A 24,749-nucleotide genomic window follows, 5' to 3' on the forward strand; every position below is an offset into this window, starting at 1 on the left:
GAACAGTTCGAACGAGACGTACAGGAGTGTGGGAGGTCGGGGGTTAGTCACCCCCTCCTACTCAATTTCATTATGGTGTACGTTATAGTAATGTGAATGGGATGATTTTCTTTACATGTTTTCCAACAAAATATATTAAGAAAGCTTTCAGTCTATAGGAACCCATCATTTATAGCGATGTGAAACATATCTTGTGGTACAGTATTCAAGGTCAAAGATGACTTCACCGCTGCACGTTTCTGTTACTGATTCATTTTTAAAACATGCAATATCAAGTGATCTTAAACATTCGACAAAGATTGGGACGGATGCTCCAGGACTGACTGTAGCGACTATTGCTGAACCTGCAATATCAGTGACGCGGACTTCCATGGAACAGCCGCTAGCCGAATTGCCTGTGTTCTTTATCACAATCAACCCGCTAAAATCAAGGTTCGAACGGCTGGTAAAATGGTTGTAATAATTACAATCGCAGGGTTGTGAGATAGGGCCGCAATGTTTAAAGCATCTTAGTTCTTCTTCCTTTCTGCAGAAATCAAATCCTTTGATTTCTTCTGGGCAGAGTTTATGATCATCATTACAATTGTCTTTGGGAATATCATCAGATTCACCTAGCATCATTTCGAAAATATTGGAATCACCATTAAATTCTTCACAACCATCCCATTTGCACTTGTGTTTTTCACAATCAACGCATTTGCACTTGTCTTTCCCGCAATCCTCGCATTTGCACTTGTGTTTTTCACAATCAACGCATTTGCACTTGTCTTTCCCGCAATCCTCGCATTTGCACTTGTGTTTTTCACAATCAACGCATTTGCACTTGTCTTTCCAGCAATCCTCGCATTTGCACTTGTTTTTCCCGCAATCCTCGCATTTGCACTTGTTTTTCCCGCAATCCTCGCATTTGCACTTGTGTTTTTCACAGTCAACGCATTTACACTTGTGTTTTTCACAGTCATCGCATTTGCACTTGTCTTTTTCACAGTCATCCGATCTGCAATGATGCTTTCCATGATGCTCAAAATAATGTTTTCCCTTTTCACTGTGTTTAAGTTTAAACACGGATTTTGACTTTCCAGTACATATACTTTCGTTAATGTATATTTTTGGGCCCCCAACGCTTCTATGACATTGATTGCATCGTTGGAAGCCCCTACACCCACAGGATCTATTTATAAAAAACATACAAAAGCTTCCTCCCCATATTCTTGAAAGATACTATCAATATATGTATATTGGGTTTCTTGGCATGGGCTGATTAACCAATATAAACACCCATTTTTGGGTGTTTATATTGGTTAATTCACCTACAATACAAATTTAGTTCAAAATTAGCTATGCTTTTTTTCAGAAATTCCTCATAAATAATAAACAGGGATTCTTCTTTAAAAATATTAAAGAAAAATACATTGGAGGGGATTAACTAAATTCTTGTGGGATCATTTCTTAGTTAATTATGAACATTAAGAGGGATTCTTCACACTGATGAATTATTTTGTCAAAGTTCATTACTTATAGACAAAGTCTTGTCGCACAGTATTCAAGGTCAAAGATGACTTCGCCACTGCAAGTTGCTGGTACAGGAAGCTCTGGTTCATTTGGAAGACAAGCAATATCAAGCGAAGTTAACCCTTCAACAAAGATTGGAACTGATGCTCCAGCGCTAACTGTTGCAACAATTGCAGTGCCTGCTCTATCTGTAACACGGATCTGCATAGAACAGCCGCTAGTTGGATTCCCTGTATTTTTAATCACAACTAACCCGCTAAATTCAAAATTAGTCCTGCTGGTAAAATAGTTATAGAATAATGCATCACATGGCTGGGAAATTGGCTCGCAATGTTTAAAGCACCTTAATTCATTTCTTTGTTTGCACAAATTGAATCCTTTTACACGGTCTGGGCAAGGCTCTTTCTCTTCGTACCAATTTTTTTTAGGCATTTCACATTTTTCATATCCATGATGATCATATCCATGATGATTCATCTTCGGATGATTTCCCATTCTTCTTTTGCAAGTGCACTCTTCCTGTTCTTTACAGCCGCAATGTTTACCTTCTGAATGATATATCATCAAATTACTTCCTCCTTGAGATTAAGTTTCTAAATTCAATAATAATATATGCTTCTAGGTTTTTTGCGTATAGGTTAATCAACTAATACAAACATCCATTTTTGGAGGGAAAGAAAAAGGCTGATTAGGTGTTAGTAGTAATATTCGTGCCTTAAAATCTTCTGATAGATAATTGATTTTTAATGCAGCATGTTAGTGCATAAATTCTAGGCACTATCTATTGTGCCCAATGTTTGACTAACAACGGTAAATCCACTTATGGCACATAGTGAGAAGACACAAATCGAGTCTAGATCAGTAATATCGTTTACAAAGTAAGCAAGGCAGTCTTTTACCGTAAGCACATAAAGAGGAAGTGCTGTGGTCTGCCCCTTGAGATAAACATCAAGGAGAAGTCCGAAGTTGGCTGTACACCTTAACTCTTCTCCAATACCTGAAGCACAGCAAGGACAATTACATGGTTTCTTCCTTTTTTGGTAGGAACAATCTTCAGTGTCTTCATAAGCCTGTTGGAGGAGAAATTCATAAACATTGGAAATTTCAGGAGTAGCATCTGTATCTGTCGCGCATATACCTGCAACATCACATAATTGTACGGCTGTATTCGGAACAATCGTAATCTGGTCAGCAGGTCTAAACCTAAGGACTGAACAATCCACTATATCTGAAATGACTTGTCCTTCAGATGGATTCGGCAATCCGTTCACTGTGCTGAAATATATGTCGATTGCTCGATTTGCTGGATTTGTTAAAGTAGTTTGGAAATTTTGTACTTTTCTTAATAGGTCTGCAAGATTTTGGACACAGCAATCACAATCTTTTGGACATTTATTTTCCTTACATTTGCAATTTTCCATGTCGTCCCCCCTTTGATTGTGATCCTTTTTCTTCTTATTTTTCTCAAAGAAGTCATCTGGAAAAATTATAGTAGGCTTACAGTCTCCACACTGAACATTCACATTGACTCCATCCACGTCCACCGGGGTTGAAATGGTCTGGTTATTTTCCATAGTTTGATCGCCATGTCTTTGGGCTTGTAACTGAGGTCCTTGAGTTTGGTCCTGGTCTTCGGTTTGGTCCTGGATTTGCGTTTGCTCTTGTATCTCATTTTGGCTTTGTGTTTGAGGCCCTTGAGTTTGATTTCCTTGGGTTTGGTCGCCTTGTTGTTGTTCTTGCGTTTGAGGCCCTTGACTTTGCCCTTCTTGGATTTGTTCTTGATTCTGAGGCCCTTGTGCCTGTTCAAGCCCACCCTGTTGTTGTAGTTGTTGCTGTTCTTGTTCCCCAATGGATTGGCATTGTGGATTATGCTCAGAGAATGTTTGGTCACAATGTTCGGTTACTTCTTGGTTAACTGTGTCCGAATGGTAGGAGTCTTTACATGTGCAAAACCTTTGTTGTTTAAAGCACCCCTTACATAATCCATAGCTATCGCTATTGGTAAAACTCATAAGTAACACCACCTTTCAGTAGTATCATATGGTAATAGGAAATGATATGAATGGACAAATAGTCCACATTCAAAAAAAGGGCGAATATTTTGATAGTCAGCTTTATTAAATAATTATTCTTTTCGCAATAGGGGGAAACTTATAAATGATTTGTCATATAAATGAGTTGGTTTTGTTACTTTCTGTTCTCCTTGTGGGAAAAATGCACAAGGTAAGGAAGCAGTTAGAAGGTATTCAAACTCTGAGCCAGTAACTATAGGATGTAGCTAGGGCTGTGGCTATATGAAGACAGTCGAAGACCAGTTTTTGAGGACGTTTCACTTAATATGCAGGTACACGTAAATTCTAAGGCAATACCTTTGATTTTGCTTTGGGTTAGGCTGGGACGGTGTCATCTAGGACGAACGGAAAAGTACAAAAAATAGAAATTTTATGATAAAGAGAAGCTCAGTCCTTTATTGGATATGGACTTCATTATTGTGAATTATAATACTTAAAGAAAACCAGCTATTAGTTTATGAATTTTTTAAAATAAAAACATTCATTACTAAATATGTTCATACCAAATAACCTTTCTCTATCTTGTAAATATGGAAAATATCGAGAAATTATAAAATTGATTATTGTGGAAAAGGCCAATGAATGTGGCATTTTCCCTGATCAGATAGCTGTAAAGTCTAGTGATATTTGATGGTATTGAAGGAATCGACTTACTTTCTAGGGGGTGTTCAATTCGATTATTTTATAACAAAACAGGCTCTCCAAGAGGGGGGGATTGCCCGTTTGCCTACGTTCTTACTGTGCTCACGAACTCATCCGCAAGAACTGCGATGACGCAACTTATCGGTAGTCACCGAAAGGGGGATGCTGCTTACTTTAAACTAGAAGAGCGACCTTTATCGGAAGTGTTTAAAGATATACTTGAGGGAGCTACGTGCCTTTTACATTACTTAGGTGTTAATCTTCTGTTCGTCAAAGTCTCTTCGGAACAATAGAATGTTCAACGTCAGCTTTCTAATATTTAATTCATTGGATAGTGGAAGGGCTTTTTCTGTCCTCGAGCTTGTCCTCGACTTGATAATGTCCCATTTAAAATTATTGTTTTGGATCCTTTGTATTTTGCAAGAGAAAACCTGATAAAAATGCAAAAGAAATACGAGAACTTTGCCAGCCCAATTTTTATGATGGGTAATTAGATAGTGCGTGTGTGACACGATAACTGTCACCAGTAAAACTTAGAACATGCGCATGATGAATCACGCGATCCACCAATGCAGCTGTTAGTCTTGCATCGACGAAGATTCGATTCCATTGGCTGAACTCCAGGTTGGAAGTGATGATGAGACTTTTCTGTTCGTACCAGTCTGTAACCAGCTGAAACAGTAGCTCAGCCCCGTTTTTACTGAATGGGATATATCCCATTTCGTCTAGGATAATGAGGCCCACTTTCTTGAATCTGTTCCTGAAGCTCTGCAATTTACCTTCACTCCATGCCTTTTCCAGCTGATCCACCAGATCTGCTACCCGATAAAAACGCACGTCATAGCCTTGTCGGCATGCTTTCCGTCCTAATCCTGTGGCAATGTGTGTTTTGCCGGTACCAGGGGAACCTGTCAGAATGACATTTTCTTTCCGGTCAATGAATTTCAAGCCTTCGAGGCTTTCACGATTGATCTGTGGTGGAAATTTCACCTGTGATCCCCATTGGAAATGGTCTAACTCCTTATCATTTATAAATCTAGCTTTCTTTATAAGTCGTTCCCCCTTTGCTGTATCGCGGAGTTGGAATTCCTGCTGGAATAAGGTCTCCAGATACTGAGTGGGGTTCTCGAAAGGCACCTTTTCATAAATATCTGCCACATAGGCCAAACGAAGTGATTTGCACATTTCTTTTAATCGATCACTCATGAATAGTCACCGCCCCTTCAGCTACAGGGTTCGTTGGACGCAGAGAGTCATAAATATTCCAGTTCACTTCATAGGGATGAGGGTCAGATTCTAAAGTTGAATTGTCCTTTGAAGGAAGCAATTCATAAAATAGTTCATTAATTTCATTCATACTATAGGTGACAATCTGACTCATTAACCATTCTATTCGATCCTTCTGGATCGCCTGGGATTCGATACTTAAATAATTAGCTATTCTTCCGGGCAAGTAGGGGAAGTACCTAGAGTGAGACACGGAGCGTGGCTTCCTTCTCCACATCCCCAATACGAATAACCATGGCAATTCACGAGATTTATTCATGTAAGGTCGTGGACCTTCACCCAACACCTCACCGTTCGGTGAGACCACCTTGTAGGAATCCCAATAAGTAATCAAGTACACTTGGCTATAATGGTAACTGGTAGGAATATGGATGGCTGTACCATCAATAAGGACCTCTCCATATTTATTGGCTGATACCGTTTCCTTCTTGAATACCGGGTAATCATTTTCCGGCAAAGCTAAGCAATACTTTTTCTCTTCCTTGATAAGGTCCTGTATCGGCTCTCCTTTTTTATAATGTTTGCGTTTATGATCCTCCCTTGACTTCTGTGTTAACATTTCCTGTAAGTGATCTAGGTCTCGGATTACTGGAGAAGGAGTAAAGAAGTTATATCTTACATAGCCAACTTTATTCTCGACATGGCCTTTCTCATTCCCCTTTCTTGCATTGCATGCCTGAGGTTCAAAACCATAATGACTTGCGAACTTCAGGAAGGATTCTGTGAATATCGTATCTCCATGTTTTCCTCTTGCCCTTACTACGGCGGCAGCCAGGTTATCAATCCGTAACTTTCGGGGGACACGCCCAAACTGTGTAAATAATGCTTTCAACCCAACCAGAAAACATTGCTGATTCTCCCCCGGAAGGGGGACAGTGTAACCTCCATTACTGTATGGAAGACTCATGATCAGACAGTGAATGTCTTTCGCTTTACCGTCCTGAATGACTTCCGTTGTGCCAAAATCAATCTGCGCTTCAGCTGGAGGATGGGTCAATCGGTCAAATTCCTCCTTGATTGTTTCGCCATCTTCCATGCGTTTTTCCCGCCACTCTGCAATATAGTTACACACAGTTCGGTAAGATCCGGGAAAGTGGAGTTTCTTTAACTGTTGGTAGATGATTTTGTTATTACGTCGTAACTTCTTTTTTAAAGCGTGATCTTCCAACAACCAATCAGAAACAATCTCTCCCCATTTTCCCTCGTACATCATTCCTCCCTTTTTAGAAAAGTTTTCCGAAGGAAGTTGGTCCTCATCAGCATATTTTTTTACCGTTTCCCAACTGAACCCTGTTCTTCTTGATATTTCGTTGATTGATAATGATTTCTCATTTCTCATTTTTTTGATATGATTAACTTCAGGCATTGCCAGCATCCTTTCAATCCCTCCACCATTATTTGATTCGTCATCATTAACGGTAGGGTTTTTTGATTAGGCTGGCAAGCCTTTTTTCTTTGCTTTTAAGAATTGCAGGGTTCTAAGATTTTCTTTGCAATTCTCACTACTTTTATTTTGCACTATACATCCTTGCAAAATATTGATATATAGTCTTTTTTTATCCTATTTTTTTAATATTTTATTTAAACATGAATGGGCGGCATGATGTAATAATATGCGTAAATGGATGCCCCATTTTATTTGAGGCACCCTGTTTCTTTGACCACAATCTGACCACTAAACATATAGAATTGTATATTATTCTGTTTTCCTTTTAGAGAATAAAAGTGGACAAACCTTGATGTGACAGGAACTGTTTGGTTTTGTGTTTCTTTATATTATCTGCACATATGAAAGAACGTAAGAAATACGGTCTTAAAGGCGCTCGTCGTGCACCACAGTTCTCAAAACGTTAATTTTACATTTACGTTTCAAAGGCTCTCAGCTACGGCTGGGGGTCTTTTTTGTAGTATTATAAAGAATTTGATGTGAAAGAATTATTTGTTTTGATATACTTATATAAGTGTAATAGGGCTTTCATGGGTGGTGGTTCACCCCTTTTTTGAAAGGGGGTGATACTATGACAGTATTCGAAACATTAATGGTAATGATATCTTTCGGAACCTTAATAATAGCTATACTGTCACAACAAAAAAAGTAACCACCCATTAAATGCCTAGCAAGCCTTTGGGTTGGTTACTTTTTTAACTCAAATCGTGAGCTGCCCCCTTGAAGGGCTTTTACACATTAGGCCGTTCCATGTACCACCATGGACGGTCTTTTATTATCATATTACTATCTATATACAGTATACCTCAATTTTTCTGTAAAATAAACATGTTAAAAACTGAAATTCCTTTATTGTCTATATCTGGAGTAACTTAAGTATAATACAACAAACGACTATAAAAATGGTGTGGCCTCAAATTTAACCTATATAGGAGGAATACAAGTGAAAAAGATATCGGTATTTATAATAGCTATTATTGCAGTTATTGTAATGTTTACGGTAGTGAATATGTCAACGTATCCGGACCTTCCTGTTAATTCCATATCACCAAAAGAAGCAATTGAAAAGTTAAAAAAAGCAAATCAAATAGATTTGGTGAAAATTTCACAGGATGACAATGAAGCTTGGTATATCACAGAAAATCAAAATGGCGTAACCGAAGTTGATGAAAACATAAAAAAGTTTATGAGCAGCAATGGGTGGGTCTTCACAGAGAAAGAAGGTAGTGGGCTTTTTTTCAAAAAAGATAGTGGTGAATCGTCGGTTGTTACCACGGAAATGTGGACAAAAAAATATTTTCTTGTCAAAGTTCCGTCCCACTTTTAAACAGGAAAAAAGCTCTGGGATAAATTAATGAGACTAATTCAAAGATCCTTTTCACATATGGACCTTTTTGTGCTAATACACAGCCTGTAATTTCATTATGACTATACTTATTTAAATTACACAAGTCATGTTGCTGTAATAGTGAAGGCAGCTAAATGTTAATTCGATCAAACGCTAGCTTAACAAAGACTGCCTCAGTATTGAACAGCTCGGCTAGAAACCTTTAATCTTTGGACTTATATTTCAAACGAATGGTATGTCAACACTAAACTGGACAAAAATTATAGGGGCAGTTGTTTATATTCCATTGGTGTTAAATAGTCTAAAGTTCCGTGAATTCGAATGTTATTAAACCAATGAACATAATCATCAAGTTCAATAGCTAGCTGTTCAAGTGAAGAGAAATGAGCACTGTTAGCGAATTCTGTTTTGAACACCTTAAACATTGCTTCAGCCACCGCATTATCATAAGGGCATCCTTTCATGCTCAGTGATCTTTGGATGCCAAATGTTTCAAGTGCTTCAGAAATCAGCTTATTATCAAACTCTTTACCACGATCTGTATGGAACATTTGAACGTCGTTCAAGTTACCTTTAATGCTCGATAAAGCTTGATAGACAAGTTCTGCATTCTTATTAGCACCAGCACTACGGCCAATGATTTCACGGTTAAAAAGATCGACAAATAAGCATACGTAATGCCATTTTGTTCCAACACGGACGTAAGTTAAATCACTCACAATGACAGCCAACGGCTTGTCTTGTTCAAATTGACGCTGTAATTCGTTTTTTGTCAATGATTCATTACATGATGATTTATGTGGTTTATACTGTGCTACCGTATAGTTTGATACAAGTCCAAGCTCAGTCATTAAACGGCCAATCCTACGCCGTGATACGTGTTTTGGCTCTGGTAATCTACTTAATTCTTTCTTAATTTTGCGCGTACCATAATTGTTTCGGCTTTCTTTGAAAATTCGAGAGATCTCCTGAGAAATCTCTTTATCTTCCGTTTTTAGCACACGTCGGCCATTCAAATTGGCATGATAGTAATACGTACTTTTTGGAATCTGGAGGACGTCACACATTGCTGATACCGAATAGATGTGAGCGTTATTTCGAATCACATCTATTTTCGTCCCATGATCAGCGCTGCTTGCTTTAAAATATCATTTTCCATCATGAGACGTTGATTTTCCTTACGTAACCGTGCGAGTTCATTCTCTTCTTCTGAACGATTATCCTTGGCGGCAAATGAACCTGTTTCTTGATGATTTTTAATCCAGCGATCTAACGCAGAAGGCGTGATATCATACTCTCTCGCAATATCTGCACGCGATTTTCCATTTTCATAAAGCTTCACTAACTGCAGTTTAAATTCGGTTGTAAAAGTTCGACGTTGACGTGTCATTGTAGTCACGCTCCCTTAAGTTATAGTCTAAGTTTACAAGCCCTCATTTTATCTGTCCAACTTAGTGTAGCCTATCCAGAATTTACGTTATTCTCCCCTTTCCAAGTCTAAGAAATCACTAACTTCTTTAACAAAATCATCAAGCGGATATGCTTTGTACAAACGACCGGATAATCGGACAGGGTCTCCAAAAAAGTACCTCTCATATTGAGTCTGCCTCGTTCCAAATGAACTCATAGTAAGATCCCAGGCCAACCGAAATATTTTCACTCGATCCTCTGCGTTCTTGGTTGCTGCTTGAAGGTACTGATCGAGATCGGCTCGGATAGGGGAGCTGAATGCATCTTCAGTAGGCAGACTAACCATTCCGCTTGCCCCAATTAATTGAACTATTTCGGTGAAGCGGGGGTATATTTTAGGAAAGATGTTATTGGCCACCTTAAGCGGCACAATATCGGGCCGCATGACTCCCCACTCATCTATTGCTGCATCATTCTCGGACTTTTCCAATAGGGCCTTCATTGTTTCAAGGCCAATAATGATTTCTGATAGCTTATCTTGAATATGTTGATACTCGCTCACGTTAATCGTCTGCACAAGTAGCTCAGCCAGACCTAAAATGAATTCGGTTTTTACAATTTGTCTTGTTACGACTTGATGGGTCGTAAAATTGTGAAACGAACTTTGGAAGGAGAAGTCTGCGGCTACAATCGCATTATCATAATAGAATACGCGATTCCACGGTACTAGGACATTATCGAAAACAAGGATGGTATCCATTTCTTCGTAACGAGAGCTTAAGGGGTGATTAAAAAGCGAATCCCCACCAACAAACGACTCTCTGCATATGAACTTTAACCCCTTTATATCTGATGGAATGGAGAAGGCAAAAGCCTCATTTTCATCCAGCAAAAATTTAGGCGTACTAATAACTAATACTTCGTCCGTTAACCCGCCTTGAGTAGCTAAAAGGCGAGCCCCTTTAATGATGATGCCTTCTTCATTTCTATCAACTATCCGTGCAACAATAGGTTCCTCCTCAGAGGATTCCAAATATGAATCCGAACGGTTTACTTGGGGTGAGACAAAAGAATGGGTAAATGAGAGGTCCTCTTTCATCGCCTTCTCATATAAAGATTGGATATTTTCCGGAAAGCAGTTTGTCCTCCCCTTTAATAATGGAGAAGAAGAGGCGAAACTCATTAAAGCGGTGTTGAGATAATCGGGACTTCTCCCAAGCAAGCCACCTGTACGTCTAGCCCAGTGTTCACTTGCCTTTCTTCTTTTTATTAAATCCTCCTTTGTTTTCGGTTGCAAGAAGGAGATCCCAACAGCCTCTCCTAATTCGGCTGAATGGAAAGTCATCTCTTCTTTAATTTCCGGATCATGTTGCATATCATATAGGGAAGCTTTTGTCTGAAGAATCCCTTTGAATGCAGGGTGCTCCGAAATTTCCCCCTCAACTTTTTTTCCATCCAGCCAAATTTCAGTATCCAGCTGGTTTAAGCGTCTAATAAAATCTGCTCCAGTAATAGCTCCCATGATAAACACTTCCTTAACGTATGTTTTTAAAATGCAGCGTTACTTCAACTGTATTATTTTATTAGACAGTGTGTTTACGTGTTCACTATTTTTTGGTGTATAGAAAGCCTGTATTATAAGGGGAAGTAGGGTAATATTTATCCCGCCTTAACTGGCAGTAAGACCCCCACCAAATGAAGTTTCACTTTTTAAAAAGAGGTTGAATTTTTTAATAAATATGATAAGATTTTTCAAATACAGATTAATCCTGCTTTCACAGCATAGTAAAGGAAAGATAAATTGAGTTATATTAAGGTACTTTCCGTATTATTTGCAGTAGTTTTGATTTTGAGTAGTTGTTCGAATGAGGGGGAAGAAGGATCTACACAAATTCCAACTCTCATACAAGATCATAAATTTGGTTTAAATAGCTTCGGTAAATATTACAGATACAAGAAGGTCGAAGATGTTGGAACATATGAAATGGGCCCTATTTCTGTAATTATTGAAATGGCGGAAGTGGTAAAAGGGCGAAATACAGTAAAATTTAGAATGGAAGATAATTATAAATTGATGGAAATGATCAATGTACAAATTAAATTTGAACTAAACAGAGAAATTAGAGAAGGTTTTGCTTTCAGTAATGAACATCTGCAACTATTAACAAATACGGGAGAATTAATCCAACAACCGGATGAATTGATGAGTAGTATTATGCATATGTCGATCCTTAAAACCAATCAAAAGTATGGTAATGAAAGTAACCTTCGTCAATTCTCGTTCCTTCTGAATGATTCTAGTGCAGAAGAAATTGACAAAGCAATATTAAAGATAAATTCACCAATCGACCGTAATGGAGAGCGTCTAGGAAAAGGTTTAGAGGTTGAGTTAGATTTTAACAATGGTCAAGGGGAAAATTAACCTTTATGGTTCTGCCAACCTAATCCACAAAAGGAGCTACTAGCCATGTCAGGAAATATTCTCGTAAAAGATATGTCATTCAAATACCCTTCTATGATTTCTCCGTTGTTTCACAATGTGTCGATCAATATCCATGAAGACTGGAAGCTAGGCTTGATTGGCAGAAACGGTCGTGGGAAAACGACATTATTAAAAATTTTTCTAGATCAATTAGAGTATAAAGGAACGGTCCATGCATCCCTACCATTCAAATACTTCCCTGTATACCCAGACCCGCACAGAAGCATTACAGCAGAGCAAGTGCTACTTCAGGAAAATCCTATGGCCGAACGTTGGGAAATGGAGCTGGAGCTTTCTTATATGGAGCTGCGTCCAGAGATTCTAGATAGAGATTTTCAATTATTGAGCGGCGGCGAGCAGACGAAAATCCTGTTAGTTGGATTATTTCTAAATGAGCATTCCTTCCCTTTAATTGATGAGCCCACAAATAATTTAGATGTACATGGGAGAAAAGTAGTTGGGGAATTTTTAAATCGAAAAAAGGGTTTTATCATAATTAGTCATGATCAGCATTTTTTGAACCAGTTTGTGGACCATGTCATGGCGATCAATAAAGCAAGCATTGAGGTTTTAAAAGGCAATATTGATACATGGCAGCAAGAGAAACAAAATGCCGACAACTTAACAATGGAAACAAATCAAAAGCTGTTTAAGGAAATAAATCGGCTTGATGCTGTTTCAAAGCGAGTTGGTGCTTGGGGCCAGAAGAGGGAAAATAGCTCAAAAGATGCTGCTGAAAGGAGACTGGCTGCTAAACAGATGAAGCGGTCGAAGGCGATTAAAAAAAGAACGGAAGAGAAAATAAGAGAGAAGCAAGGTTTAATACATAACGTAGAAGAGATTGCTGAGTTAAAGATGAACGTGGAGCAGCCAACAAAGCAGATTCTGTCTCTAAGAGATTTTTCCATCCTACGTGATGGGAAGCCATTATTCGAGCCAATTAGCATTGATATGGATCCAGGTGATCGATTGTTTATTACAGGTAAAAATGGTGTGGGCAAATCAACGTTACTGAATTTTATTCTAGGTAAAGGGGAATTTGAAGTGATGGGTGACTATCAGGTTCGCCTGCCCGACAAGCTGTCTGTTTTAAATCAAAAAAATCAGCTTGAAGAAGATTATGCCTCCATCCTTTACCAACTCAAGGCAAGTGAAAAAGAGGCTTACTTGCATTTACTACATCAATTAGGTTTCAAGCGCTCCAGGTTTGCGGATCGATCTAGTACCCATTGGAGTGCTGGGGAACAGAAAAAAGTTTTTCTAGCCCAGGCCTTACTAGGTAACCACTCGTTATTCGTTTGGGATGAGGTTACGAATTATTTAGATATGATGATCATTGAACAGCTAATAGATACCATTAAGAAAAATAATCCTACCATGATAGGCGTGGACCATAACGAGCATTTTGTCGAAGCTGTTGCGGTGAAGGAGATAATGTTAAAAAGCACCATATAAGACTCTTTCTCATTTCTGGGGAAGGAGTTTTATTTTTGGTAAGGATAAATGTAGAGGATCTATTCGACATAAAGCGCCTTTCTTTTCTAATTCTCCTCAAAAAAGGTACAATAACAGGGAAAGGAGTTACGTATAACGATGACTGTAAATTATGACTTACCACAATCTATAAATGATTTATTAAATGAAAATAAACGAACAACGGATAACTTGAGTGATTTGATACGCCAAGGTGGGTATATGCCACCAAATGAAGATTTGCTAATAGATGCGATTTCAGCACTTAGTATGGGAAAAAACATTCTGCTAAAAGGGCCAACTGGAGCGGGTAAAACGAAATTTGCTGAGACGCTTTCAAGTTTGTTTCACCAGCCAATGTACAGTGTAAACTGCTCAGTTGATTTGGATGCGGAGAGTTTGATTGGTTTTAAGACATTGGCCTATGAAGGGGAGAAGCAGGTCATTGATTTTGTTCCGGGGCCTGTGATGAATGCGATGACGAATGGCACCTTCCTTTACATTGACGAAATTAATATGGCGAAACCGGAGACACTGCCATTAATTAATGGAGTGCTTGACTACCGCCGGACGATTACCAATCCGTTTACCAACGAAATGGTTACCGCGCAAAATAGCTTTGGGGTAATTGCCGCAATCAATGAAGGGTATGTCGGCACAGTGCCTTTGAACGAGGCATTGAAAAACCGCTTTGTTGTCATTGATGTTCCTTATATTGAAGGGGAGCAATTGAAGAATCTGATTAAAAACAATACGCGTTTAGAGGATGAACGCATGGTCGATCTGTTTGTTTCCTTGTCAGCTGACCTTGTGCAGGCTGCTTTTCAAGGGAAGATTTCCGAGGACGCTGCATCCATTCGCGCTATTCTCGATGCTTGTGACTTGAGCTCGGTTATCCCACCAGAGCGAGCTGTTCAGCGTGCGATTGCCGCTAAGCTTGATGAGGAAAGAGAACAAGAATTTATTATGAGTTTGGCAGAAACCTTATTCTAGTTAGGAGCATGAACCATGTATCGTTTTTATGATGCAAAAGTAGATACATTCCTTTTCCGTCAGCTACAGGATCTCGCTACCGTATTAGCAAGGAGAGAGGATCTTACTTTCGAATATAGCTATGGTGCTTACATCGATATGGTGGACAACAAAGTGACAGCAAGCAGAACGTGGGACACGGCTCCAGCTTCTCTCCAACTCGGTGGGTTGAAATCAGATATCTACCTCCGAACGATTGGGACGATGCATTTTTCCGAGCTTCCAGAATTAAAAGCATATTTGGAAGGGGTAGAAGAAGCGGGATTACCGAAGTTTGCTTCACAGCTCGTCACCCTGTTTGAAGATTTACGGCTTGAGGAAAAAATCCGCAAAGAGCGCCCTGGTACGAAACGCGTCTTTGATAAGAGAACACAGTATTACCGTCATAAATTTACCACAGATCTTGCAGCACACGTGACGAGGGGGTTTGCTCTTGATGAGCTGTTTTGTCTGATTTATTTGACCTTGCAGTCCGATAGCCCTGACCCGACTTTTCCGAGAGCAACGGGCCCGCAGCTAGAACAGCTTGCGACGATTCAGCCACTTCTATACGAGGTATTTGAAGCAAGGGACACAAGAGCGATTGCTCGTATTGCTGAGCAAGTTGTTTATCGTGTGCATGAGGGTTATCGCGATATGGTGGATGAATACTTTGTGTTTCCTGTTGGACATTTGGAAAGCTATACGAAAAATACGTTATTCGATGAATTAACACGGACGGATGAACTCGCCAATGATGACAGCGAGGAAGTTGATGAAGAGAATAACGAATATATTGATGAGGAATTTTCCACGTGGCACAGGGAGAATGAAAACAGTGACAGAAAGCAGACGTTCCTGCAATTTGAATTAGAAGTAGGGACAAAAACGAATATTAAAGGTGGAGGAGCTAGAGAAACAGAGGATGCTGACCAGGCAATGGGATCGATCCAAGGCTCCTCTCAGCAAACCCGGAACAAGGATTATTCCGAGCTTGATGCGCTTGATAAGCAGGAGGTGAATAAGGGGGCATCTGCTGAGAATCAATTTGGTGAAGAAAACAAAGATGCCGTGAAATTGATTGAGGAGGCAGAAAACCCAACAGCTGCTGATCGAGAAGACTATCAAGAGATCCTTCATGCGATTGAGCCATATAAGCGGAAGCTTGCCACCATTATTAAAAAGACAATCGAGCATAAGAAGACTGCACCGAGAAAAGACCTTATGGCAGGACGCCTTTCCAAAAAGCTATTGCCCCTTGTACTAGATGAGAGACCGCGTGTTTTTTATAAAAAAAATGAGGAGTCCAAAGAGTTTGATGCTGCCTTTACGTTGCTTGTCGACTGCTCTGCTTCCATGCAGGGCAAGATGGAAGAGACAAGGCATGGGATTGCCCTTTTCCATGAAGTACTGAAGACATTCCAAATCCCGCATTCGATTGTAGGGTTTTGGGAGGATGCTATGGATGTGCGTGAGCATTACCAGCCGAACTACTTCCATGTCATCCATTCTTTCCAGGATTCGTTGTACAAAGATAATGGCGCCAAGATTATGCAGCTCGAAGCAAGAGAGGACAACCGTGACGGATTTAGCATCCGGGTTGCCGCTAGGGAGCTGGAAAAGCGCCGAGAGAAGAACAGATTTTTACTCGTCTTCTCAGACGGTGAACCTGCAGCAGCCAACTATAACCAAAATGGCATCGTCGACACAAACCTCGCTGTAACGGAAGCACGAAAAAAAGGGATAGAAGTTCTTGGCATGTTTTTAGCGGATGGAGAGGTAGAAGAGCGACATGAAGTCCTGATGAAAAACATTTATGGCCGTGAAAAAATTATCGTACCCGATATTTCCGAACTGCCAGATCACTTCGCACCATTGTTGAAAAAATTACTGTTGAAAAGTATATAAAAAGGCATAAAGGGCCGAGCGGTTAATCGACATATTGTGATCGATTTTGCTCGGCTTTTTCTGTTTTTAAAGTCGAGCACCACCCCAAGAGAGACGCACCCCCAACCCCTGGAAACAACCTGTAAATAAACTAGGACTAATGTCGGGAATTGAATGCAAGGTCGATTAAATCTAACAATAATTTACAAAAACAATAGATTTTTATGCTGTTCTACGATAAAATTGAGTAAATATTTTAAATTTACTTGGAACATACATAGAAAAGGAATGTAGCGGATGACCTATCATAATAATCTTTTTCGATTTTTATTTTCCATGGATGATCACCTTGTAAGAATAAAAGAAGCAGAAAGTATAAAACGTGTTTGGAAGGTTAATGTTTTGCTAGTTCTGATCAGCCTTATCCTGTATGGTTACATGGCTTATTTAGGAATGGGGACTAACATCCTTTCCCCAGAGGCCCAGACGCTAGAACCGTTAGCATATGAACAGCAAAAGTTTTGGTTTCTTGTCGGTAGAGGGACAGTTGGGTTACTATTCGCGCTCTTTATATTGTTCATTCCCTCCGTCTATTTTTCTTTATTGGTGGATATTCCGTACAGAAAAATGGTCATTATGCAACAGGTCGTGCTATTCGTGCTATTGATAGAGCGGGCCATCTGGATTCCGTTAGCTGTGTTTAATGGATTAGACTGGTATGTTTCACCAGTATCGTTTGGGATTATTGCTTCTTATTTAACAGATATTCCGTGGCTTATTTATTTTTTCGGAGCCATTTCGCTTTTTCAAATTTGGGTTATTTGGTTCCAAGTACGGTACTTACGCAACCTTACAGAAATGAAGAAACAATGGATTTGGGTTTATGTAATCCTGTTTCATTTCTTCATGTGGGCATTAACAGCCTTACTTGCTTTCATGGATCAATACATTCTTAACAGGTGGTTTTGATGATGAAAAAAAGAAAAAAACGCCTTATACAGCTTATTGTTCTGCTTTTTATTGCCACCAATTATTTGCTTGTGTTTTTAGATAAAGAGAATAAGGTGGACCGGATTGCCTATGTGCATGATTGGTATGACATTTTCCAAGCAAATTTAGAGGAAACCGTTAGTACGCCAGGTGTATTAGCTGCAACGGAGGAAAATCCTGTTTATTTCGATAAGGAAGCTGGTACCTTTAATGAATTCTTGGTAGAAGAAGGTGCTCAAGTAAACGCTGGGGATCCTTTGTTTTCCTACCGTGTACATAATTACTATGAAACAGAAGCTAATTTGCTAGAAGAAGCAGCAAAGCTAGAAGGTCAACTTACAGCAATTGAGACAGCGATTGCTACGATTAGTGCTTATCAAATACCGGAAGCCGATACAGAATCCGCTCCTTCCTTTGAAGTAAATCAGGATGAAATTCTTGTGGAATTCCCGCAGGACCCCATTGAAGCGAATTTAATGAAGGAGCAATACCTTGCTGAGAAGCAAAATGAGTTGACCCAAAAAACGGCAGAACTTGCCTTAATCGAAGGACAACTTACGGAGCTTCAGCAAACGGGAGACACGATTACAGTAGAAAGCCCGTTTGAAGGAAGGGTGAAAGAGCTGTCTGATTCCTTACAAGATCCGCTTATTACAGTGGAAAGCACTGTCTTACATGCAGAAGGTGAACTATCAGAATCCATGAGGCCAAGGATTGAAGAAGGATTTCCAGTAAGAATAGAAGTATCGGAAACAGCCGCTTTACTCGAAGGAACTGTAGCAGGTGTTAGTGATGCACCAAAAGAAGAGGTATCTGTTAAAGGAGAAAGTGTGTACCCATTTCAGGTGACGTTGGAGGCACCTCCAGATGAAGGGGAGGATGCTGAGGAAGGGGAAGAACCTGCAGAAGAGGAAAACGCTGGGGAGGAGATCCTCGATTTACTTCCAGGCTATCATGCAAATCTAATTATTACCACCGATTCCGCAGAAGGAGCGGCTACATTATTTGAAAAGAATATGCATCAGAACAAAATATGGAAAATGACCGTTGAAGGGACGTTACAAGAGCAGACAATAAAAACGGGAATCAAAATGAATGAGATGCGGGAAATCACAGAAGGCGCAGCAGTAGGAGAATGGGTAGCAGATAGTCCAAAGGGACAGTTACGTGAGGGAGCTACGTTTATAACTCCTCTAAAGGCATGGCAACAGCCTTGGAAGCAACTCATGAATCCGAAGACAACTAACTGGTGGGATCATGTTGCCGCAGGAATTCTTTCTCGTTAAAGGATAACAGGATTATATTGAACTAAAAATAGAATGGTGCAAAAGTACTTTAAACATATGAAACCCCCGAACTACCCTGTCAATTCTTGAATAAAGGTTGCCTAGTTCGGGTTGTCTTATTTTAGCGTAGGTAGAACATGGAGACTCCAACGGGAACAGCACGAGTCCGAAGACCCCGCAGTGGAAAAGGAACAAAGACTAAGGTCGCCACGTCCTGTGGCAACGTCTTTGTGACCAACATCCTGTTGGCCCGAGGCCGTGCCCGTGGAAAGCGGAGTGTTCTGCCGAAGCGGTGCTCGTATTTAAGCATTAATAATTTAGCTGTGTCTCAGCCCCCTCTTTTTAATCTTTCCAACTTACATATTCGATGCTTGACTTGTCTCAGTTGGCTTTTGCTGTTCGCGATAATTTAATACGTTCACGACTGCTCCTATCATTAAGACAATCCCTGTAAGGAAGAACCAAATCATTAAGACAATAATACCACCAAGACTTCCATACGTTGCAGAGTAGTTACTAAAGTTGCTTACGTAAAAGGAAAATCCTAACGAGATGAGCAACCATAGAATGCTAGCTGTAAGTGCGCCAGGAAAGATGTATTTAAAAGGAATCCGTTTATTTGGTGCGACTCTGTACAAAATAAGCAGGAACCCAGTTAAGGCTAACAAGCTTACAGCCCAACGCAGGACTTGAAGTAATATTTCCATTGCGCCTGAAAAACCGACAATCGAACTAACAAAACTTAAAATAACATCACCGAAAACTGGAACAAGAATAGCAATTACTAATGTTACAATCATGCCTAATGTTAGTCCAAGTGATATAAGCCGTACAACAAGGAAGTTACGGGTTTCTTCTACATGGTATGCTTCATTGGTCGATTTGATAAAAGCATTAATACCAGCTGAGGAGGACCATAGTGCACCGATAATACCAACAGTTAGCAATCCGCCTCTTGGTGTGTTTACAAGATTTACGATATTTTCTCTAAAAATAGTCGCAATTTCGCTTGGGAGAATATTCCCGATAAAGCTCACAGCTTCCTGAGGATTTATGTTAAAATACGGTATTAGAGCAAAACAAACGATAATTAACGGAAAGATGGACAGGAAGTAGTAATACGCCTGTGCTGCTGCAAGTATGGGGACATTATCCTCTTTGAACTGGGTCATAAACTTTTTCCCATATGCTTTTATTTTTTTCATATGCTTACCTCCAGACTAACGTGTTTGTTCTTTTTCCTATACCCATGAAATGAATCATTCAATCGTAAGGGGCTTTGCGTTTTATTTCACATATGTAGTGGTATAATGCAATTATAGAAGGAGGGTTTTCGATGGAAGGAATATTTTACCTAGCAATTTTATTACTCGCTATAGCGTTTGCAATTGTTGTTACATATGTCGCTGTTGTGTTAAAGCGGTTATCTGACAATATTAAATCAATGGGCAAAACGCTTGGTGAATTTGAAAAAGAACTACAATACATTACACCACCATTAAAGGAAACCATCAGGGAAACCGGAAGCACAATTGACGATATTCAAGAAAAATTGGATGCAACCGATAGCGTATTTGATACAGTAGATCATGTCGGTACAACCGTTAACTCAACCAATGATTTTATTAAGAGCAATTATACTAAGCTGTCTGATGAGGAAATGGAAAAGAAAACAAAACCGTTCCAGGAAGCGATTAGATGGAGTGAGGCAGCATATAAAATACTGAATATGGTTAAACAAGCGAAGAAAACTAGCAAAAAACATGAACTTATGGTACAGAACAAGGAAACGCAGCTCGTGCCAATAAATCCATCAGGGAGAGAGGATAGATAATATGACATTAACTGGAATTGGTGTATTACTTATCGGTGTTGCCTTTATCGTAATCGCCATCTTCGTAGCACATGTACTAAATAACCTAGCTGGAGTTCTGCAAGGTGTTGAGAAAACGGTTCAGCAGCTTCCGAATCAGTTGGATGATATCTTTAAAGAGACAGGTCAACTTATTGAAGAAAGTAATCATGCTTTACGTGATTTGAATGATAAGATGCATCAGCTTAGCCCATTATTTTATATTATGGGGGATGTTGGGAATGTAACGCGTAAGTTTTCTTCTTCATTAGTAGATGTAACCGATTCGTTAAAAACAAAAACTAGTGGAGCAAATGAAGTAACGAAAAAGAATAAATTAGGTGGGGCTTATGGCTCGTTTGCACTTGGTTATTACTGGTTACAGAAAAAAAGAGAGCAAAAGAAAGAAAAGCGTGGCGTAGCTGGACGTGAATCCAATGAATAAGAACGTGTTGGCTATCTTTGCGGGGGCAGCTGGTGCGGCGGCTGGTTGGGCTGTGAAGTACAAAAAGGAAAAGCGTAGCAGCCTGGAGGAGAACAAGCCGCTTTTAGAAAGGCTAAAACAAGCCGAAAGAAAGCTTTATGAAGCCGGAAGACAGCGTGATGAGCAATTAAAGCAGATTAAAAGCGAAATTAATCATAAAGTATCTCAATAAAAAAATCCCCAATACGGGGATTTTTTGTTTTCTGAAGCATCCATTAAACGTTAGGATGACTCTTGCCATTTTTTTGTTGCTGTACAACGTAATAAATGAGTGTCCCTAGACCATAAAGTCCTTCGAGGTCATGCTTTGTAATAAAAGAGCTACCTTCTGCTGTCTCGGTTTTTACCTTCATTACCTTATCCGCAATCGAAGTGGACAGATGGTTTGTGGCTCTGCCGGCATCCCCGATTGTATGGAAGATAGGGCTTAGCTCCTTTATTTGGCTGTTTATTTGCGCTAATGTATCGTTCCCTGACTGTAATGCATTCTTCGTTTGGCTCATCATATCATCTACTTGTGCTGGAAGATTATCCGTTGTTTTCTGCAAACCTCCCAAGACATTTGCCAGCTTATTTAGTGGCTTTATTAACACAATAACTAAAATTAAAAATGCAACACCAATAACCGTTACACCAATACCAAGCCAGTCCATAAAAATCCCCCTCCTATATTAACTTAATTTTATAATACCACTACTTATTTGAAATGAAACGTAAGAGCGCTTATACCGCTAGTATCTCCGTATGGCTTAGCGTTATGTGTGAGTTCATTCCAATCACGGCTACTCCTCCCATTAGTCATATCAGGCCAACTTGTCCCATAGAATAATTCAGAGGGAATTTATGATAAAGGGGACAAGCTAAATGAAACGGGGAAGTAAATTTATACTATGGGGAATAGGGATGCTTTTATTAGTGTTTCTTATCCAACTGCCTTTAACCAAAAGTGATAAGGAATGGACGGCGTCCTCGTGGTCATTGCCACTTTCCGGAAAAACAATTGTGATTGACCCAGGACATGGTGGGCCTGATGGAGGAGCGGTTGGCAAGGACAACACGTTGGAAAAGGATATATCCCTTGAAGTCTCTAAGAAAGTGCAGGACTATTTGCAGCAGTCGGGAGCAGTGGTCTATTTAACCAGAGAAACAGACAAGGACTTAGCTGAGGAAGATATGAAGGGCCTGGCTAAAAGAAAGTCAGCAGATATAAGGAAGCGTTTGGAGTTTATTGAGGAAAAAGATCCGGACTTCTTTTTGACCATCCACTTGAATGCATTGCCATCCACTCGTTGGAGAGGGGCGCAAACTTTTTATTACCCAGAGTATGAGGAAAACAAGCATCTTGCAAATATGATTCAGGCGGAAATTGTGCGCAATATGGAAAACACGACCCGACAAGCGATGGCGATTAATGGCATTTATTTGTTAAAACATGCAGAAGCTCCTGGAGCCTTGGTGGAAATTGGCTTTTTGTCGAATGAAGCGGAAAGAGAATTGCTGAAACAGGAGGACTACCAACGACAAATGTCAGCAAGCATTTATGAGGGAATCTTACGTTATGTAACAGAAGATCCTCCACAGGAAGAAGAATGAAAGGGTGACCATTCCTAATCCGGCGATGATTCATATCACTTAGATTTTGGCTCATTTATGTTATACTAGCCATAAGTGCTTTAAGACACAATAGCCGGAAAAAGGATGGTGACAGAATTTGTTGACAAAAGATGAAATAATCCAATTGCTAAATCCTGTTAAGGACCCATTTTTACATAGATCGCTCGAAGAAACAGAAGGGATCAAAGAAGTCAGCATAAAAGAAGAAAAGAACCACGTTAGTGTGAAAATCGCCATCGGTAAAACAAATACCGCTGAGCAAATGCAACTACAGCAAGAAATTGTAGGGATCTTGAAAAAGAATGGAGCAGCTACTGTTGGCCTGCGTTTCGAACAACTGCCAGCAGAAGTAATTAAGAAATACCAGACTTCTGTTGATAAAGAAAAAGAGGCATCGCTTATGGGCGGGAACACCGATACGAAATTTATCGCGGTGGCAAGTGGTAAAGGCGGAGTTGGAAAATCAACCGTTACGGTAAACCTTGCTATTTCTCTGATGCGTCTTGGTAAAAAAGTTGGGATTATCGATGCAGATATTTATGGCTTTAGCGTACCCGACATGATGGGAATTGAGGAGCGGCCAGTAGTACGTGCAGAGAAAATTATTCCTGTAGAGCGATTTGGCGTAAAAGTCGTATCAATGGGCTTTTTCGTTGAGGACAATTCGCCAATTATTTGGCGTGGCCCAATGCTTGGAAAAATGTTGAACAGCTTTTTCAAGGAAGTAGAGTGGGGAGACTTAGACTATCTTCTACTTGATTTACCTCCAGGCACTGGAGATATCGCTATGGATGTGCACTCCTTATTGCCGACCTGTAAAGAAGTAATTGTAACAACTCCACATCCAACTGCAGCCTTTGTCGCAGCGCGTGCAGGTCAAATGGCTTTGAAAACCGATCATGAAATTCTAGGTGTTGTGGAAAACATGGCTTATTTTGAAAGTAAAAAAACGGGTGAGAAAGAGTATGTCTTTGGACAAGGTGGCGGTAAGAAGCTTGCAGAAGCATTGAACACCAAGGTGCTCGGCCAGCTACCACTTCAGCAGCCATATGAGGAAGAAGATGTCTTTGCACCTTCTATCTATCAGCAAGACCATCCACTAGGTCAGGAATATCATAAGATTGCCTCTAAGGTAGTTGCGAAAATGGAAGACTAACCTAGGCCTAACTTGAAACAGAGCGAGTGCTTGTAGCATCCGCTCTGTTTTTTGCTTTTATGGCGGTATTATGAGGTATAAAGAGAGGCAGTGATCTCATTAAGATGATCCACCACCGCCACCACCAGATTGGTCGCCACCACCGCCGCCCCCGCCACTTTCCTGCTGGGATTGTTCTCCGCCTTGTTGTTGCTGCCCACTACCCTGCTTTTCGGCTGCTTTTAAGAGAATATCTTGCATTTTTGCCTGAAAGGTAGGGGTTTCCAATGTTTGCTGAATAGTCTCTTCAAGATGAGAGCGGAATTGCTGCCCTTTTAAGGTGCTGAGCATTTGCTCCGTAATTTCGGGGTTTTGCATGAGCTCTAGCATTTGTTTTTGATAATCAGAGTCATTCATTAAGCTTTTCATTAACTTTTTTTGCTCTTCTTCCATTGATTTTGCATATCCTTCTACAAACTTGGGATCTTTAAATAAGGTGGACCACATTTCAGCACCTTTTTCAGAAACCAACGCCTCGTTTATAGACTTTTTAACAACATCTGATTGGATAACAAGCTCTTGCTTCATTTTTTCATCAGCCATTATTTCACCGAGTGCTTTTTTGCCATCCTCGGTTTGTAGTATATCGACAACCATTTTTTTAGTTGCTTCATAATCCCCTTCTTCACCGGAGGCATTTCCTCCACTGCATCCAGTAATGAAGAAGGCAGTTATGACGAAAAGTGTAAATAAGAATCGATTCATTGGAAATCCTCCTTCCCTTACATCTTTAATATGAGTGTCGAAAAAGAAAAAT

General features: G+C 39.9%; 24 protein-coding genes and 1 pseudogene. 14 read left to right on the top strand and 11 right to left on the bottom strand.

The window, feature by feature from the left end; genetic code table 11:
• Positions 1–165: 165 nt before the first annotated feature.
• The 6 genes from LG273_RS00965 to istA form a co-directional block, all read right to left on the bottom strand.
• A complete protein-coding gene (locus LG273_RS00965; protein WP_047943735.1) occupies positions 166–621 on the bottom strand; it encodes an S-Ena type endospore appendage in 456 nt (151 codons plus the stop codon).
• Positions 618–1,166 (bottom strand): hypothetical protein, encoded by a 549-nt coding sequence (locus LG273_RS00970; RefSeq protein ID WP_193224625.1) that lies wholly within the window; start codon positions 1,164–1,166, stop codon positions 618–620. Before LG273_RS00970 ends, LG273_RS00965 begins: the two co-directional genes overlap by 4 nt.
• A gap of 349 nt (positions 1,167–1,515) precedes the next feature.
• Entirely contained in the window at positions 1,516–2,076 is a 561-nt protein-coding gene (locus tag LG273_RS00975) for an S-Ena type endospore appendage (RefSeq protein ID WP_031540256.1), read from the bottom strand.
• A gap of 206 nt (positions 2,077–2,282) precedes the next feature.
• On the bottom strand, positions 2,283–3,524 hold the full coding sequence (locus LG273_RS00980; protein ID WP_031540257.1) for a hypothetical protein: 1,242 nt from the start codon (positions 3,522–3,524) through the stop codon (positions 2,283–2,285).
• A gap of 1,179 nt (positions 3,525–4,703) precedes the next feature.
• Positions 4,704–5,432: an IS21-like element helper ATPase IstB gene (istB, locus tag LG273_RS00985; protein WP_404457087.1), complete on the bottom strand. Its 729-nt coding sequence runs from the start codon at positions 5,430–5,432 to the stop codon at positions 4,704–4,706.
• Complete coding sequence (gene istA, locus LG273_RS00990) at positions 5,425–6,888, bottom strand: IS21 family transposase (protein ID WP_404457089.1); 1,464 nt, start codon at positions 6,886–6,888, stop codon at positions 5,425–5,427. Before istA ends, istB begins: the two co-directional genes overlap by 8 nt.
• A 407-nt stretch (positions 6,889–7,295) precedes the next feature.
• Here istA and rpsI point away from each other — a divergent pair.
• From rpsI to LG273_RS01005, 3 genes and pseudogenes are all read left to right on the top strand, one after another.
• A pseudogene (gene rpsI / locus LG273_RS00995) lies at positions 7,296–7,367 on the top strand (30S ribosomal protein S9); the annotation flags it as partial.
• Positions 7,368–7,531: 164 nt separating this feature from the next.
• Positions 7,532–7,612: a putative holin-like toxin gene (locus LG273_RS01000; RefSeq protein ID WP_404459448.1), complete on the top strand. Its 81-nt coding sequence runs from the start codon at positions 7,532–7,534 to the stop codon at positions 7,610–7,612.
• A gap of 291 nt (positions 7,613–7,903) precedes the next feature.
• Complete coding sequence (locus LG273_RS01005; protein ID WP_404457091.1) at positions 7,904–8,287, top strand: hypothetical protein; 384 nt, start codon at positions 7,904–7,906, stop codon at positions 8,285–8,287.
• A 281-nt stretch (positions 8,288–8,568) separates the two neighbouring features.
• On the opposite strand, the gene LG273_RS01010 is transcribed toward LG273_RS01005, so the two are convergent.
• Positions 8,569–9,698 (bottom strand): IS3 family transposase gene (locus LG273_RS01010; protein WP_404457093.1). Its coding sequence is split into 2 segments (ribosomal slippage): positions 8,569–9,452 and positions 9,452–9,698, totalling 1,131 coding nucleotides; the frame shifts between segments, so codons are not numbered across the junction.
• Positions 9,699–9,785: 87 nt separating this feature from the next.
• On the bottom strand, positions 9,786–11,240 hold the full coding sequence (gene hpaB, locus LG273_RS01015; RefSeq protein ID WP_404457095.1) for a 4-hydroxyphenylacetate 3-monooxygenase, oxygenase component: 1,455 nt from the start codon (positions 11,238–11,240) through the stop codon (positions 9,786–9,788).
• Positions 11,241–11,519: 279 nt separating this feature from the next.
• Between hpaB and LG273_RS01020 the strand changes: the two genes are divergently transcribed.
• The 6 genes from LG273_RS01020 to LG273_RS01045 all read left to right on the top strand — a co-directional run bounded on the left by LG273_RS01020 (position 11,520) and on the right by LG273_RS01045 (position 18,847).
• The gene (locus LG273_RS01020; RefSeq protein ID WP_404457096.1) at positions 11,520–12,140 is read left to right on the top strand and encodes a hypothetical protein; all 621 of its coding nucleotides are present in this window, start codon (positions 11,520–11,522) and stop codon (positions 12,138–12,140) included.
• Positions 12,141–12,185: 45 nt separating this feature from the next.
• Positions 12,186–13,655, top strand: coding sequence for an ATP-binding cassette domain-containing protein (locus LG273_RS01025; RefSeq protein ID WP_404457098.1), 1,470 nt, complete (start codon positions 12,186–12,188; stop codon positions 13,653–13,655).
• Between the two features lie 138 nt (positions 13,656–13,793).
• Entirely contained in the window at positions 13,794–14,666 is an 873-nt protein-coding gene (locus LG273_RS01030) for an AAA family ATPase (RefSeq protein ID WP_404457100.1), read from the top strand.
• A 15-nt stretch (positions 14,667–14,681) separates the two neighbouring features.
• The gene (locus tag LG273_RS01035; RefSeq protein ID WP_379560323.1) at positions 14,682–16,592 is read left to right on the top strand and encodes a vWA domain-containing protein; all 1,911 of its coding nucleotides are present in this window, start codon (positions 14,682–14,684) and stop codon (positions 16,590–16,592) included.
• A 276-nt stretch (positions 16,593–16,868) separates the two neighbouring features.
• Entirely contained in the window at positions 16,869–17,540 is a 672-nt protein-coding gene (locus tag LG273_RS01040; protein WP_404457102.1) for a hypothetical protein, read from the top strand.
• 2 nt (positions 17,541–17,542) lie between these two features.
• On the top strand, positions 17,543–18,847 hold the full coding sequence (locus LG273_RS01045) for an efflux RND transporter periplasmic adaptor subunit (protein ID WP_404457103.1): 1,305 nt from the start codon (positions 17,543–17,545) through the stop codon (positions 18,845–18,847).
• Between the two features lie 356 nt (positions 18,848–19,203).
• On the opposite strand, the gene LG273_RS01050 is transcribed toward LG273_RS01045, so the two are convergent.
• Positions 19,204–20,052: a YihY/virulence factor BrkB family protein gene (locus tag LG273_RS01050; protein ID WP_404457105.1), complete on the bottom strand. Its 849-nt coding sequence runs from the start codon at positions 20,050–20,052 to the stop codon at positions 19,204–19,206.
• 131 nt (positions 20,053–20,183) lie between these two features.
• On the opposite strand from LG273_RS01050, the gene LG273_RS01055 reads away from it, so the two are divergent.
• From LG273_RS01055 to LG273_RS01065, 3 genes are read left to right on the top strand one after another with little or no spacing between them, the layout of a single operon-like run.
• Positions 20,184–20,681 (top strand): DUF948 domain-containing protein, encoded by a 498-nt coding sequence (locus LG273_RS01055; RefSeq protein ID WP_404457107.1) that lies wholly within the window; start codon positions 20,184–20,186, stop codon positions 20,679–20,681.
• 1 nt (position 20,682) lies between these two features.
• Entirely contained in the window at positions 20,683–21,144 is a 462-nt protein-coding gene (locus LG273_RS01060; protein WP_379560318.1) for a DUF948 domain-containing protein, read from the top strand.
• Positions 21,137–21,355: a hypothetical protein gene (locus LG273_RS01065; RefSeq protein ID WP_404457109.1), complete on the top strand. Its 219-nt coding sequence runs from the start codon at positions 21,137–21,139 to the stop codon at positions 21,353–21,355. Before LG273_RS01060 ends, LG273_RS01065 begins: the two co-directional genes overlap by 8 nt.
• 43 nt (positions 21,356–21,398) lie before the next feature.
• Here the strand turns inward: LG273_RS01065 and LG273_RS01070 are convergent, their stop codons facing one another.
• Positions 21,399–21,836 (bottom strand): DUF948 domain-containing protein, encoded by a 438-nt coding sequence (locus LG273_RS01070; RefSeq protein ID WP_379560316.1) that lies wholly within the window; start codon positions 21,834–21,836, stop codon positions 21,399–21,401.
• Positions 21,837–22,047: 211 nt separating this feature from the next.
• On the opposite strand from LG273_RS01070, the gene cwlD reads away from it, so the two are divergent.
• Together cwlD and LG273_RS01080 are read left to right on the top strand one after the other, a co-directional pair.
• Complete coding sequence (gene cwlD / locus LG273_RS01075; RefSeq protein WP_404457113.1) at positions 22,048–22,776, top strand: N-acetylmuramoyl-L-alanine amidase CwlD; 729 nt, start codon at positions 22,048–22,050, stop codon at positions 22,774–22,776.
• Between the two features lie 118 nt (positions 22,777–22,894).
• Entirely contained in the window at positions 22,895–23,953 is a 1,059-nt protein-coding gene (locus tag LG273_RS01080; RefSeq protein ID WP_379560314.1) for a P-loop NTPase, read from the top strand.
• A 99-nt stretch (positions 23,954–24,052) separates the two neighbouring features.
• On the opposite strand, the gene gerD is transcribed toward LG273_RS01080, so the two are convergent.
• Positions 24,053–24,697 carry a spore germination lipoprotein GerD gene (gerD, locus tag LG273_RS01085; protein ID WP_379560313.1) on the bottom strand — a complete coding sequence of 215 codons (645 nt, stop codon included), beginning with the start codon at positions 24,695–24,697 and terminating at the stop codon, positions 24,053–24,055.
• Positions 24,698–24,749: the final 52 nt, after the last annotated feature.

The organism is Oceanobacillus kapialis (assembly GCF_044790185.1).
GTDB classification, from domain to species: domain Bacteria; phylum Bacillota; class Bacilli; order Bacillales; family Amphibacillaceae; genus Oceanobacillus_B; species Oceanobacillus_B kapialis.

What these genes read in the sequence shown, in the direction of transcription:
- LG273_RS00965 (WP_047943735.1), bottom strand. Translation starts at nt 621, where the DNA reads ATGATGCTAGGTGAATCTGATGATATTCCCAAAGACAATTGTAATGAT.
- LG273_RS00975 (WP_031540256.1), bottom strand. Translation starts at nt 2,076, where the DNA reads ATGATATATCATTCAGAAGGTAAACATTGCGGCTGTAAAGAACAGGAA.
- LG273_RS00980 (WP_031540257.1), bottom strand. Translation starts at nt 3,524, where the DNA reads ATGAGTTTTACCAATAGCGATAGCTATGGATTATGTAAGGGGTGCTTT.
- istB (WP_404457087.1), bottom strand. Translation starts at nt 5,432, where the DNA reads ATGAGTGATCGATTAAAAGAAATGTGCAAATCACTTCGTTTGGCCTAT.
- istA (WP_404457089.1), bottom strand. Translation starts at nt 6,888, where the DNA reads ATGCTGGCAATGCCTGAAGTTAATCATATCAAAAAAATGAGAAATGAG.
- LG273_RS01000 (WP_404459448.1), top strand. Translation starts at nt 7,532, where the DNA reads ATGACAGTATTCGAAACATTAATGGTAATGATATCTTTCGGAACCTTA.
- hpaB (WP_404457095.1), bottom strand. Translation starts at nt 11,240, where the DNA reads ATGGGAGCTATTACTGGAGCAGATTTTATTAGACGCTTAAACCAGCTG.
- LG273_RS01025 (WP_404457098.1), top strand. Translation starts at nt 12,186, where the DNA reads ATGTCAGGAAATATTCTCGTAAAAGATATGTCATTCAAATACCCTTCT.
- LG273_RS01030 (WP_404457100.1), top strand. Translation starts at nt 13,794, where the DNA reads ATGACTGTAAATTATGACTTACCACAATCTATAAATGATTTATTAAAT.
- LG273_RS01035 (WP_379560323.1), top strand. Translation starts at nt 14,682, where the DNA reads ATGTATCGTTTTTATGATGCAAAAGTAGATACATTCCTTTTCCGTCAG.
- LG273_RS01040 (WP_404457102.1), top strand. Translation starts at nt 16,869, where the DNA reads ATGACCTATCATAATAATCTTTTTCGATTTTTATTTTCCATGGATGAT.
- LG273_RS01045 (WP_404457103.1), top strand. Translation starts at nt 17,543, where the DNA reads ATGAAAAAAAGAAAAAAACGCCTTATACAGCTTATTGTTCTGCTTTTT.
- LG273_RS01050 (WP_404457105.1), bottom strand. Translation starts at nt 20,052, where the DNA reads ATGAAAAAAATAAAAGCATATGGGAAAAAGTTTATGACCCAGTTCAAA.
- LG273_RS01055 (WP_404457107.1), top strand. Translation starts at nt 20,184, where the DNA reads ATGGAAGGAATATTTTACCTAGCAATTTTATTACTCGCTATAGCGTTT.
- LG273_RS01060 (WP_379560318.1), top strand. Translation starts at nt 20,683, where the DNA reads ATGACATTAACTGGAATTGGTGTATTACTTATCGGTGTTGCCTTTATC.
- LG273_RS01065 (WP_404457109.1), top strand. Translation starts at nt 21,137, where the DNA reads ATGAATAAGAACGTGTTGGCTATCTTTGCGGGGGCAGCTGGTGCGGCG.
- LG273_RS01070 (WP_379560316.1), bottom strand. Translation starts at nt 21,836, where the DNA reads ATGGACTGGCTTGGTATTGGTGTAACGGTTATTGGTGTTGCATTTTTA.
- cwlD (WP_404457113.1), top strand. Translation starts at nt 22,048, where the DNA reads ATGAAACGGGGAAGTAAATTTATACTATGGGGAATAGGGATGCTTTTA.
- gerD (WP_379560313.1), bottom strand. Translation starts at nt 24,697, where the DNA reads ATGAATCGATTCTTATTTACACTTTTCGTCATAACTGCCTTCTTCATT.